Source organism: Janthinobacterium sp. SUN137 (assembly GCF_030587265.1).
Taxonomy (GTDB): domain Bacteria; phylum Pseudomonadota; class Gammaproteobacteria; order Burkholderiales; family Burkholderiaceae_D; genus Janthinobacterium; species Janthinobacterium kumbetense.
In genome coordinates this window covers 434712-446411 of sequence record NZ_JAPWHZ010000003.1, presented here as the reverse complement: position 1 = coordinate 446411, position 11700 = coordinate 434712, and the positions used below count along the sequence as shown (strand labels likewise).

Below are 11700 nucleotides of genomic sequence, written 5' to 3'. Positions count from 1 at the left end.
AGGGGGCCGCAGGCTGTCCAGCCGCACGGCCGCCAGTCAGGGCGTTTGCAGGATCTGTTCGAGCAGCACGGCCAGCGGCTGGCGGATATCGAGCACGATGCCGGCCTCGTCCGCCTGCAGCGGTTGCAGGGTGGCCAGCTGGCTGTCGAGCAGGCTGGCGGGCATGAAGTGGCCCGGGCGCTGCAAGCGGCTTTCCAGCACGGCGCGCGGGCCGTCCAGGTGGACAAAGCGCAGGGCCGGGTCGCCTGCGCGCAGCATGTCGCGGTAGGCGCGCTTCAGGGCCGAGCAAGAGACGACGAGGCCGCTGCCTTGCGCGCGCGCCGCAGCGATGCGTTCGCGCAGGGCGGCCAGCCAGCCGGCCCGGTCGGCATCGTCGAGCGGGATGCCGGCCGCCATCTTGGCCACGTTTTGCGGGGAATGCACGTCGTCGCCTTCCACGTAGGGCACGTGCAGGGCCTCGGCCAGCAGGCTGCCGACGGCGCTCTTGCCGCAGCCGGACACGCCCATCACGACCCAGCGCACGGCGGGCACGTCCAGGTGCAAGGTCAAGGCGCCGAGACGATGACGGTGACGCGGCGGTTTTCCGCCTTGCCCGTCTTGCTGGCGTTCGAGGCGACCGGTTTGCTCATGCCCAGGCCCTTGACGGTGATGTTGTCGCGCGGAATGCCCGATGCGCTCATGGCGTCGGCCACCACGTTGGCGCGCGCCAGCGACAGCTTGTTGTTGTACGCTTCCGTGCCTTCGTTATCCGTATGGCCTTCCACGCGCATGTGGGTAATGCCCACTTTCAGCAGGGCGGCGCTGATTTTCTGGATGGCGTTGCGGCTCGGTGCCGTCAGCTTGGCGGCGTCGAATTCGAACAGCAGCTTGTCGGTAAAGCTCAGTTCCCAGCCTTCGTCCGTCTGGTTGAAGCCTTGTTCCTTCAAGGTGGCGACTTGCTCGGCGTTGAACAGCGGTTTGACTTCTGGCGTGCTCTGGCAGGCGGCCAGCAGGCCCAGCATGAACAGACCGAGGACGCCGCGGCGTAATTGTGTGTAGAGAAATTGCATGGTGTTGCTCCTTGGTTCAGGGGTGAATATGGGGTTGCGGCAGGCGCGCCACCTGGCGCGTGCCGCGCTGGGCCTGCTTGGCGCGGTACATGGCTTCGTCCGCCGCGCCCACCAGCGAGACGGCGTCGATGGCGTGGTCGGGGAAGACGGCCACGCCGATGGTCAGCGAGCTGACGATACTGTTGCCAGTGGGCAGTTCAATGGCTTGCGCCATGGCGGCGATGATGTTGTCGGCGATGTGCATGGCGTCGCTGCTGTTGCGCAGCGGCTTGAGCAGGATGGCGAATTCGTCGCCGCCCAGGCGCGCCACCAGGTCGCCCTCGCGCAATTGCTGCTTGATGCGCGCGGCGATCGTCACCAGCACCCGGTCGCCCGAGGCATGGCCGAAGGTGTCGTTGATGTATTTGAAACGGTCGCTGTCGAGGAACAGCACGGCCACCTTGCCATTGCCGACCCGCGCTTCGAGGATGGCGCGTTCCAGCTCCGCTTCCATGAAGGCGCGGTTCGACAGGCCCGTCAGGCTGTCGTGGTTGGCGCGGTGCGACAGCGAAGCGTTTTCCTTTTGCAGATGGCTCTGCCATGCTTCCAGTTCGTCGAGCAGGGCGTTGAAGTCGTCATTGATCTGGTTCAACTCGGCAATATTGGCTGGCGGCACGCGCAATTCGAACGAGCGGTCGCGCCGCACGCGGTGGGCCGTTTCCGCCAGGTGGCGCAGGGGCGACGTGATTTCCGTTTCCATACGGCGCGACAGGCGCACGGCGACGGCCAGGCTGAGCACCAGGCAGGCGAGCAGGCAGGCCAGGCCGCTGAGCAGGAAGGGCAGCAGGCTGCGGCTGTGCGGCACCAGGGTGATGTTGCCGATGGCCTGGTCATTGCGCGTGATGGGGAAGGTCAGCGAATCGGGCAGCATCCAGCCCGTCAGCGCGCGTTCGATGTAGTAGCGCGTGCCATGTTGGCCCCGTTCCCAGCGGGCCAGCACCTTGCCGGCCGTGTCGCTCACCTGCGCCTGGTCAATATCTTCATTGACGCCGATCAAGGCCAGCGCTTCCCTGGCGGCCTGGGAATCGCCAAAGACGACGGCCCCTTCCACCGTGTAGCTCATCGAGCGGGCCACCAGGCGCAGGTTCTGGTCCGAATACACGCGCAGGGCCAGCAGCGCCACGGCCGTCAGGGTCAGGCCGGCCGCCAGCACGGCGATCAGCGACACGCTCAGGTGGGCGCGCCGCAGCACGCTGTCGAGCGTGGGGCGGGGCGTGCGGGCAGGCTTGGTGCTCATGCGGGCGCTCATGGCGGCGGTCCCTTGCGACGTGCAATTTGCAAGGCGTTCGGATGCACGCGCAGGCCGCTGCGGGCGATGGCGTCGAGGTTGACGTCAAAGCCGATCTGCGCCTCGTTCAGGCGCAGGCAGAACATGGTGCCCACGGTGCACGACGTGCCGGGTTCGGCGACCGATAAAATCGGCTTGCCGATGAGCTGCGCCAGCAAGTGCTCGCGCTCGCCCTCGGGCAGGCTGCCCAGGTAGACGACGTCGCATTCGCTGGCCGCGCTTGCCGGCGCCGGGATTTTCACGCGGATGCGCTGGCCCAGGCTGGAGGCGGGCGTATCGACGATGGCCGCGCCGTAGCGGGGCGCACCGACCATGCAGACGCGCACTTCCTGGCGCGCCACGGGCCAGCGCACATAGCTGACGATGCCAAACAGGACCTGGGCCACCTCGGCGGGACGCCTGGCGTCGGCCGCCGCGCCCGCTTGCGCCCACGCCGCGCACGGCGCCAGCGCGGTGCCGGCGAGCAGCGAAGCCAGCAGCACGACAGCGAACAGGGCTGGCGGCGCGGAGCGCTGCCGGTGGCGGGGGGAAGAGGGCACGGCGTCGGTGTCTTTATTCGGGTCGGGTGGCTACTTATACTGTTACTCAGCAACACAGACTCTACGGAAGTCCCGGTTGAAAGTAAATCACGGCGCTACGCCATACAACCTTGCATTATAAACACGAATGTGAAAACTTGCATTCTTTACCATGAGAATTACTTGTCAACACTGCCGTGGCACGCCAGAGTGTTGCTATTCTTCCAGTGTCGCTTCCAGCAAGTCGATTTCGCGCAGCAGGCGCAAATGGATGGTGTCGTCCAGTTCGCCAGAAATGCGGCGGCGGAACAGTTCATCGCGCTCCGCATTCAGCGCTTCCAGGCGCAGCGCGCGCTCGGCCTTGGCCAGTTCCTGCAAGCGCATCGCCTCGTCGTTGCTGCTTTCGCCATACGCGAGGCGGCGCCGGTAGGCTTCGATCAGGCGGTTGGCCGCTTCCGTGACGACTTGCTGCTTGTCATTCTTGTCGATGCCTTCGCACACTTTTTCCAGCCGCGCGATGGCCGCTTCGGCGGCTGCGGCGCGGGCATTGCGTTCTTCCGTCGAACGGCGCGCGGGCGGCGCGAACACCAGGCCCTTGGTCAGCAGGGGCAGGGTGACGCTGGCCAGCAGCAGCGACAGCAGAATCACGCCCATGGCCAGGAAGATGACGAGGTCGCGCGCCGGGAAACGATTGCCATCGGGCAAGAACAGGGGCAGGGTCAGGATGCCGGCCAGGGTCAGCGCGCCGCGCACGCCCGCGAACGACGCCACCAGCAGCAGGCGCAGGCTGGGGCGCGCCAGCAGCGCCGCATCCTTCGGTTCGCCCGCGATTTTCTTGTGGTGCTTGAACAGGGTCAGTTTCATGGAAATGAAGACCCAGAGGAAGCGCATGAAGGTCAGCCCCACCGTGATGGCGATGACGAACAGGGGCAGCTTCCAGGCGCTGCCGGCGCCGATTTCGGCGGAGGCGGCCGGCAAGCCGGCGACGGTGGCGGGCAGCTGCGCGCCCAGCATGACGAAGATCACGCCGTTCAAGACCAGTTGCACGGTATCCCACACGGCCTTGCGCTGGGTGCGCGTGGCGGCCAGCGGGCGGCCGATCAGGTCGGCGTAGTGCATGGACACGCCCGCCGTGGCGGCGGCCAGGATGCCGGAACCGTGGATTTGCTCGGCGCCCAGGTAGGCGGCGAACGGGATCAGGATGCTGATGAGGATTTGTAGGCCCGGCTCTTCGCCCACCTTGCTCACCAGCCATTTATTCGCCAGGCCCACGCCCCACGAGATGGCCAGGCCGATGACGATGCCGCCGCCCGCTTCCTGCAGGAAACTCAGCGAAGCGGCGCCGATGGAAAAGCCGCCCGTCATCATGGCGCCTACGGCAAACGTGAAGCAGACCAGGCCCGAAGCGTCGTTCAGCAGCGATTCGCCTTCGAGGATGTGCATCAGGCGCGGCGGGATCGGGTTGCCGGCGGCGATCGCCGAGACGGCCACGGGGTCCGTCGGCGAGAGGATGGCGCCCAGCGCGAAGGCGACGGCCAGCGGCACGCTGGGGATGAGCCAGTCGATGAAAAAGCCCATGCCCAGCACGGTAAACAGCACCAGGCCGATGGCCAGCATCAGGATCGAGCGTGCGTCGGAAAAGAAGGCGCCCTTGGGGATGCGCCAGCCGTCGAGAAACAGCAGCGGCGGGATGAAGAGCAGGAAGAAAATGTCGGGGTCGAGCGGCACTTGCACGCCAAACAAGGCCAATCCCGTGCCGCCGGCGATCTGGATCAGGGGCAGCGGCAGCCTGACCCAGCGCGAGCGGGCGAGAAAGCCGCACAGGACGACGGTCAGGACGAGGATGAGGATGATGGTAACGGTATGCATGAAGGAGCGGCGGCGTGCTGAAACGCTGATTATAAGGCGCAGCCCGCCTGCGGCGTTGCCTGCGTGTCATTGCGTACATACAACAAGTCACAATCGCGGTAAGATTGTCACCGTGGCCCTGTTGCCGCCGCCGTTGGCCGGCGGCCCGTGCGCCTTGCTTACACCCTGGCCTTTACTTTTCACTGGTTCCTGTTTTGCTCAAGAAAATCTTCACCGGCCTGCTGTTGTCGCTGGCATTGCTCATCGTGGCGGCCCTGGCCGCGTATCTGTATTACTGGCGCCCCGCGCTGGCGCCCATCGATCCGCCTGCCGCCACGGCATTTTCCCCGCAAGTGGTGGAGCGGGGCCGCATCCTGGCGGGCATGGGCAATTGCGCCGCCTGCCATACGGCCAGGGACGGCGCCGAGTACGCGGGCGGGCACGGCCTGGCCACGCCGTTCGGCACGATCTACGCGACGAATATCACGCCCGACCGGCAAACGGGCATCGGCCGCTGGTCGCTGGCCGCCTTCCAGCGGGCCATGCGCGAAGGCGTGGGCCGCGATGGCGCCCATTTGTATCCCGTCTTTCCGTACACGCATTTCAACCTCGTCTCGGATACGGACTTGACGGCCTTGTACGCGTATTTCATGACGCGCCCGCCCGTGTATGCGGCGGCGCCCGCCAACAGCGTGCCGTTTCCCCTGAACTTGCGGCCGCTACAGGCGGGATGGAAGTTGCTGTTTTTCAAGCCAGCGCCTTTCCAGCTTGATCCTGCGCAAGGACTGGACTGGAACCGGGGCCGCTACCTGGCCGAAGGCCTGGCCCATTGCGCCGCCTGCCACACGCCGCGCAATGCGCTGGGCGCCGAGCTGGCCGGTTCGCCCTATCTGGGCGCGGCCATCGACCACTGGTATGCGCCGGCCTTGACCAGCGCCAACACGGCCCCCTTGCCATGGACGCAGGACGAGCTGTACGCCTTCCTGCGCACGGGCGCGACGGCCCTGCACGGCGTGGCGGCAGGACCCATGTCGGCCGTCGTGCACGAAGGCATGGGCGCCTCGCCCGATAGCGATATCCGCGCGCTGTCCGTATATTTTGCCGGCGTGGCCGGCGCTGAACAACGCCAGGTCGATACGGATGCCGTGGTGAAGGCCGGCATCGCCCGCTCGCAGAGGGTCAGCCTGGTCGACAACGACCGTGGCGCCAGCCTGTACGTGGCCGCCTGCGCGTCGTGCCACTCGAACAGCGATGGCCGGCCCGTGGCCCTGCGCCCGGAACTGAGCCTGAACAGCGCCGTCAGCGCGCCCGATCCCGCCAACCTGATCCAGGTGATATTGCACGGCATCAGCAAGGATGCGGCCATGCCCGGCGTGCTGATGCCCGGCTTTGCCGCCTCGCTGACGGACAATGACGTGGCCCAGCTGGCCGCCTATCTGCGCCGCAGCCGCAGCCACCAGCCGGCCTGGACGAACCTGGAAGCGGCCGTGGCGCGCACGCGCGCCGGCAAGTAATTCTTGAAAGTTTCTTATGTATAACATTACCGTGAATGGCCAGCCCTTCGGCACCGAGACCGACGCCGAGACGCCCTTGCTGTGGGTGCTGCGCGATGAAGTCAACTTGAAGGGCACGAAGTTTGGCTGCGGCATCGGCATGTGCGGCGCCTGCACCGTGCACGTGGATGGCCGCGCCATGCGTTCGTGCATTACGCCGATTGCCGCCGTGGCCGGCTGCGCCATCACCACCATCGAAGGCCTCTCGCCCGATGGCACGCATCCTTTGCAGCGGGCGTGGCTGGCCACGCAGGCGCCCCAGTGCGGCTATTGCCAATCGGGCCAGATCATGCAGGCGGCCACCTTGTTGAAAGATTATCCGCAACCGACGGATGCGAATATCGATGCCGTCATGAGCGGCAACCTGTGTCGCTGCATGGCGTATGTGCGTATCCGCAAGGCGATCAAGCTGGCGGCCGGCATGCAGGAGGCGCCCGGTGTTTAAGTTGCCGAAAGAAAATTCTGCTGCCCGTCCCAGCTCGCTGGGCCGGCGCGGTTTCCTGATCGCCGCCGCCGGCACGGGGTTTACTTTGGCCTTCCTGCGCGCCGACAGTTCCCTGGCCGACAGCAAGGTGGCACGCGTGCCGCCCGCCAAGCCGGCCGCGCCCGTGTTCGACCCCAGCATCTGGTTCCAGATCGGCCGCGATGGCATGATCACCGTCAATATCGCCAAGGCGGAAATGGGCCAGCATATCGGTACGGCCCTGGCGCGCATCGTCGCCGAGGAACTGGAAGCGGACTGGAGCAAGGTACGCCTGCATTATGTGGACACGGACCCGAAATGGGGTTTGATGGTGACGGGCGGCAGCTGGTCCGTCTGGCAGAATTTCGACCCGCTCAGCCGTGCCGGTGCGGCCGGGCGCCTGGCGCTGGTCGAGGAGGGCGCGCGCCTGCTGCGCGTGCCCGTGTCCGCCTGCCACGCCAGGCTGGGCGTCGTGCATGGCCGGGGAAGGTCGATCAGCTATGGCGACATCGTGCGCCGTGGCAAACTGGCGCGCCAGTACACGCCGGAACAATTGAAAGCGATCGTGCTGAAAACGCCGCAGCAGCGCAGCCTGATCGGCCGGCATGTGCAGGCGCTCGACATTCCCGCGAAACTCAATGGCGCGGCCGTGTACGGCATCGATGCGCACGTCGAGGGCATGCTGTATGCGCGCCCGAAGATTCCGCCCACGCGCTACGGCGCGAAAGTGGTGTCCATCGATGATGCGGCCGCGAAAAAGGTCAAGGGCTACCTGCGTTCGTTCGCCTTGCAAGATCCCAGCGGCACGGTGCCCGGCTGGGTCATGGTGGTGGCCGAAACGTATGCGGCCGCCGTGCGCGCGGCCGAGCTGGTGCAAGTGAAATGGCGGGCCGGCGCGGCGGCCCACGTGGCGGAGCAGGATATCCTCAACTACGCCACCAAGCAGCTGGCCGATGCCAGCCTGGGCGCGCGCGTGGTCGATGATGATGGCGTGGAGCAAGCGTTCAAGGATGCCAGCCTGCAACTGGAGCGCCACTACACGACCAGCACCGTGCTGCATTTCCAGCTGGAACCCGTGAATGCCCTGGCGCAGGAAATCGACGGCGTCTGGCACATTCATGCGGGCAACCAGTGGCAATCGTTGATCCTGCCCGTGCTGGCGCAAGCGCTGAAGGTGCCGGAGAGCAAGGTCATGCTGCACACCTATCTGCTGGGCGGCGGTTTCGGGCGGCGCCTGAATGGCGATTATTGCGTGCCGGCCGCCCTGGCGGCGCAAGCCGTGGGGCGCCCCGTCAAGATGATCTGCACGCGGGCCGACGATGCCCGCTTCGATTCGCCCCGTTCGCCGTCCGTGCAGCATGTGCGCATGGCGTTCGACGACGCGGGCAAGGTGTCGGCGATGGTGCACGAGGCCAGCGCGGGCTGGCCCACGCAAGCCATGATTCCCGCCTTCCTGGCCAAGGATAAGCAGGGCCATCCGTATGATCCGTTCGCCATCGCCGGCGCCGACCACTGGTATGCGGTGGGCGCGCAGCGCGTGCGGGCCGTGTCGAACGACCTGGCCAACAGCAGTTTCCGCCCCGGCTGGCTGCGCTCCGTGGGTCCCGGCTGGACGAATTGGGCTGTGGAAAGTTTCATGGACGAGGCGGCGCAGGCGGCCAAGGTCGATCCGCTGGCGTTCCGCCTGTCCTTGCTGCAGGCGTCGGGCCGCAATGCGGGCAGCGCGCCGAACGCCGTCGGCGGCGCCGCGCGCCTGGCCCACGTGCTGCAGCGCGTGGCGGACAAGGCTGGCTGGGGCAAGGCCATGCCGCCCGACACGGGCCTGGGCATCGCCGCCACGTTCGGCCAGGAACGCGACATGCCCACCTGGACGGCGTGCGTCGCCCGGGTCAAGGTAGACCGCAGCACTTGCATGGTGAAAGTCGAAAAATTGTTCATGGTGATCGATGCGGGCAGCATCGTCGACCCCGATGGCGCGCTGGCGCAGGCGGAAGGGGGCGCCCTGTGGGGCGTGAGCATGGCCTTGCATGAAGGCACGGCTTTCCTGAACGGCGAAGTGAAGGATACCAACCTGAATACCTACACGCCCCTGCGCATGGCCGACGTGCCCGAGCTCGATATCGAATTCGTTGCCAGCACGCACACGGCGACGGGCATGGGCGAACCGCCCACGACGGCCGTGGCACCGGCCATCGGCAACGCCATCTTCGCCGCCGTGGCGTCGCGCGTGCGGCATTTGCCAATCCGCCCGGAAGCCGTGCTGAAGGGGCTGGACCGGCACGGCGCCGTATAGTCCTGCCTTGCCGGTGACGATGCGCGAACGGCTGCGCAGGAATGGCCGCGGGCTGCTACACTGAAGTTAGCCGCCCGGGGCACGCAGGCTGTCCCCGGCCCGGCGAGATCAGCGTAAAATCAGCGTACAGCTTGACTTCAGCTTTAGCTTGATCCCAGCTCGATTGCGGAGGCAACCATGCAAGAACAATTTGTCAGCATTACGGCCGATGAACTTCAAATGGATGGCGTGCTTGAAATGCCCGAACGGCCGGTGGGCATCGTCCTGTTTGCCCACGGTGCAGGCGCCGACAGCGACTACCTGGGCGCTTCCAGTCACGCCACTTCCCAGGATTTTTTGCGGGCGGGCATCGCCACCCTGCGCTTCGACCAGGGCGGCGTCGAGCCTGGCGGCGGCAGCAATGGCCACGCGTATTTCGTGCGCAGCGATATCGTGCTGCTGGCGCGCCAGCTGGAAAAAGCCCTGGGTTGGCTGCAGCTCGACCCGTCCACGCGGCGCTTGCCCTGCGGCCTGTATGGCTATGGCACCAGCGCGGCCGTCGTGATGCAGCTGGCGGCCTGGCGCAGCGCGGAAATCGCCGCGCTGGCCGTGTGCGATGGCCAGGTGGAAATGGCCGGCAAGGCGGCGCTGGAAAACGTGCGCGTGCCGTCCCTGCTGATCGTGGGCGGGCGCGACCCCGACGTGGCTGGCCTGAACCGCATGGCGTTCGCCACCTTGCGCTGCGACAAACAGTTGGAACAGATCGCCGCCCCTGGCGGCCCCGACACGCGCCACCAGGCCGCCTTGCTGGCGACGGACTGGTACACGCGCCATTTCAACGGGCATACCAGCACGGCGCAGTAGCGCAGCGGCTCAGGCGGCGCGCAAGTTCTTCGCATGGAAGCGCACGTGCTCTTCCATGAAGCTGGCGATGAAGTAATAGCCGTGGTCATAGCCGGCATGGCGGCGCAGCTGCAAAGGCTGGCCGGCGTCCCGGCACGCCGCTTCGAACACCTCGGGGCACAGTTGCTCGGGCAGGAACTTGTCGGCCAGGCCCTGGTCGATCAAGATGCCTTCGGGGAACAGCGGCGGCTGGCCCTGCAGGCCGCGCATCAGCGCGCTGGCGTCGTATTGCTGCCAGCTGGCCTCGTCGCTGCCCAGGTAGCCCGTGAACGCTTTCTTGCCCCACGGACATTGGCTCGGTGCGGCGATGGGGGCGAAGGCGGAAACGGAGCGGAACAGGTCCGGGTTGCGCAAGGCCAGCACCAGCGCGCCGTGGCCGCCCATCGAGTGGCCGAAAATGCCCGTGCGCTGCGCGTCGATCGCCAGTTCCTGCTCCAGCAGGGCGCGCAATTCCAGGATGTAGCTGTACATGCGGTAGTGGCTGCTCCACGGCGCCTTGGTGGCGTCCACGTAAAAGCCCGCGCCCACGCCGAAATCCCAGGAGTCGCTCTCGCCCGCGATGTTCGCGCCACGGGGGCTGGTGTCGGGGGCGATCAGGATCAAGCCTTCTTCCGCGGCCACGCGCTGCGCGCCGCCCTTGATCATGAACGTTTCTTCCGTGCAAGTCAGACCCGCCAGGTAAAACAGGGCGGGGCGTTTGGTGGCGGCCACGCTGCCTGGCGCCGTATCGGGAATGAAGGCCGAGAAACGCATGGGCAAGCCGATGGCTTGCGCGTCGTGGCGATAAAAGCGTTGTACTCCGCCAAAACAGGCGTGTTCACTCAACAGTTCCAGCATGAATTCTCCTCGTTAATCTCACAGTATAGCGAGAGTAACGCACCGCAGAGGCGGGATCAGTCCAGCATGGCCGTTAATGCAGGCAAGATGTCCTGTGCCGGCGCTTCCGTCTTGAAGGCCAGCAAATGGTCGGCGCGCGTCTTGCCCAGGTTGATGGCGGCCACGGGCTTGCCCGTTTCGGCCGCCATGCGGCACAGGCGAAAGCTGGAATACACCATGACGGACGAGCCCACCACCAGCAGGGCGCCGGCTTCGTGCATCTTGCTTTCGGCTTCGGCCGCACAGGCGGCGGGTACGCCATCGCCGAAAAACACCACGTCGGGCTGCAGGGTGCCGCCGCAGCGGGGGCAGACAGGCAGGTGGAAGGTGGCCAGCTGCGACGGCTCCAGCAAGGCGTCGCCATCGGGCGCCGGCGTGGCCGTGGCGCCCAGCAGCTGCGGATTGTCGTGTTCGAGCTGATCTTGGATCAGGCGGCGCGTGTGGCGGGCCCGGCAATCGAGACAGACCACGCCATGTATGCTGCCGTGCAACTCCGTGACGGCGGTACTGCCCGCTTGCTGATGCAGGCCATCCACGTTTTGCGTGACCAGGCCGCCTATTCTCCTGCGCCGGGCCAGTTGCGCGATGGCCAGGTGGCCGGGATTCGGCACGGCCCGCGCCAGGGTTGGCCAGCCCACCATGCTGCGCGCCCAGTAGCGGCGGCGCACGGCTTCCTGGCGGCGAAAATCGGGACCTTGCACGGGTGCATTGCCGCGCCGTACGCCTTGCGTGTCGCGGTAATCGGGTATGCCGGACGCCGTGCTGATGCCGGCGCCCGTCAGCAGCAGCACGTCGGGATGGCGCCGCAGGAACTGTGCCAGCTGATCGAGGGCAAGATCGTCGCTGGCGGACCGCAGGCTGGCTGAGGAAAAATTTTGCATGATGCGCCAT

11 protein-coding genes are annotated in these 11700 nt (G+C 66.5%); 4 read left to right on the top strand and 7 right to left on the bottom strand.

The features are described from left to right. Positions 1-36: 36 nt before the first annotated feature. From O3298_RS16950 to O3298_RS16930, 5 genes are all read right to left on the bottom strand, one after another. On the bottom strand, positions 37-507 hold the full coding sequence (locus O3298_RS16950; protein ID WP_305060391.1) for a gluconokinase: 471 nt from the start codon (positions 505-507) through the stop codon (positions 37-39). Between the two features lie 38 nt (positions 508-545). Beyond that, a complete protein-coding gene (locus O3298_RS16945) occupies positions 546-1049 on the bottom strand; it encodes an OmpA family protein (protein ID WP_305057157.1) in 504 nt (167 codons plus the stop codon). 16 nt (positions 1050-1065) lie between these two features. Next, positions 1066-2325, bottom strand: a complete 1260-nt coding sequence (locus tag O3298_RS16940) for a diguanylate cyclase domain-containing protein (protein ID WP_251351178.1) — start codon at positions 2323-2325, stop codon at positions 1066-1068. An 8-nt stretch (positions 2326-2333) separates the two neighbouring features. Continuing rightward, positions 2334-2915, bottom strand: a complete 582-nt coding sequence (locus tag O3298_RS16935; RefSeq protein ID WP_305060056.1) for a YfiR family protein — start codon at positions 2913-2915, stop codon at positions 2334-2336. A gap of 195 nt (positions 2916-3110) precedes the next feature. Further along, positions 3111-4763, bottom strand: a complete 1653-nt coding sequence (locus O3298_RS16930) for a Na+/H+ antiporter (protein ID WP_077402630.1) — start codon at positions 4761-4763, stop codon at positions 3111-3113. A gap of 194 nt (positions 4764-4957) precedes the next feature. Here O3298_RS16930 and O3298_RS16925 point away from each other — a divergent pair, with 194 nt between their 5' ends. The 4 genes from O3298_RS16925 to O3298_RS16910 all read left to right on the top strand — a co-directional run bounded on the left by O3298_RS16925 (position 4958) and on the right by O3298_RS16910 (position 9894). Beyond that, complete coding sequence (locus O3298_RS16925) at positions 4958-6256, top strand: cytochrome c (protein ID WP_305060055.1); 1299 nt, start codon at positions 4958-4960, stop codon at positions 6254-6256. Between the two features lie 16 nt (positions 6257-6272). Further along, positions 6273-6740 carry a (2Fe-2S)-binding protein gene (locus O3298_RS16920; RefSeq protein ID WP_034782880.1) on the top strand — a complete coding sequence of 156 codons (468 nt, stop codon included), beginning with the start codon at positions 6273-6275 and terminating at the stop codon, positions 6738-6740. Then, entirely contained in the window at positions 6733-9051 is a 2319-nt protein-coding gene (locus O3298_RS16915) for a xanthine dehydrogenase family protein molybdopterin-binding subunit (protein WP_305060054.1), read from the top strand. The genes O3298_RS16920 and O3298_RS16915 overlap by 8 nt, the downstream gene beginning before the upstream one ends. Before the next feature lie 177 nt (positions 9052-9228). Further along, positions 9229-9894 (top strand): dienelactone hydrolase family protein, encoded by a 666-nt coding sequence (locus O3298_RS16910; protein WP_077402643.1) that lies wholly within the window; start codon positions 9229-9231, stop codon positions 9892-9894. Positions 9895-9903: 9 nt separating this feature from the next. On the opposite strand, the gene fghA is transcribed toward O3298_RS16910, so the two are convergent. Together fghA and O3298_RS16900 are read right to left on the bottom strand one after the other, a co-directional pair. Next, positions 9904-10770 (bottom strand): S-formylglutathione hydrolase, encoded by an 867-nt coding sequence (fghA, locus tag O3298_RS16905; protein ID WP_305060053.1) that lies wholly within the window; start codon positions 10768-10770, stop codon positions 9904-9906. Between the two features lie 56 nt (positions 10771-10826). After that, positions 10827-11690, bottom strand: a complete 864-nt coding sequence (locus O3298_RS16900; protein ID WP_305060052.1) for an NAD-dependent protein deacetylase — start codon at positions 11688-11690, stop codon at positions 10827-10829. Between the last annotated feature and the right edge of the window lie 10 nt (positions 11691-11700).

What these genes read in the sequence shown, in the direction of transcription:
- O3298_RS16910 (WP_077402643.1), top strand. Translation starts at nt 9,229, where the DNA reads ATGCAAGAACAATTTGTCAGCATTACGGCCGATGAACTTCAAATGGAT.
- fghA (WP_305060053.1), bottom strand. Translation starts at nt 10,770, where the DNA reads ATGCTGGAACTGTTGAGTGAACACGCCTGTTTTGGCGGAGTACAACGC.
- O3298_RS16900 (WP_305060052.1), bottom strand. Translation starts at nt 11,690, where the DNA reads ATGCAAAATTTTTCCTCAGCCAGCCTGCGGTCCGCCAGCGACGATCTT.
- O3298_RS16930 (WP_077402630.1), bottom strand. Translation starts at nt 4,763, where the DNA reads ATGCATACCGTTACCATCATCCTCATCCTCGTCCTGACCGTCGTCCTG.
- O3298_RS16945 (WP_305057157.1), bottom strand. Translation starts at nt 1,049, where the DNA reads ATGCAATTTCTCTACACACAATTACGCCGCGGCGTCCTCGGTCTGTTC.
- O3298_RS16920 (WP_034782880.1), top strand. Translation starts at nt 6,273, where the DNA reads ATGTATAACATTACCGTGAATGGCCAGCCCTTCGGCACCGAGACCGAC.
- O3298_RS16940 (WP_251351178.1), bottom strand. Translation starts at nt 2,325, where the DNA reads ATGAGCACCAAGCCTGCCCGCACGCCCCGCCCCACGCTCGACAGCGTG.
- O3298_RS16950 (WP_305060391.1), bottom strand. Translation starts at nt 507, where the DNA reads ATGGGCGTGTCCGGCTGCGGCAAGAGCGCCGTCGGCAGCCTGCTGGCC.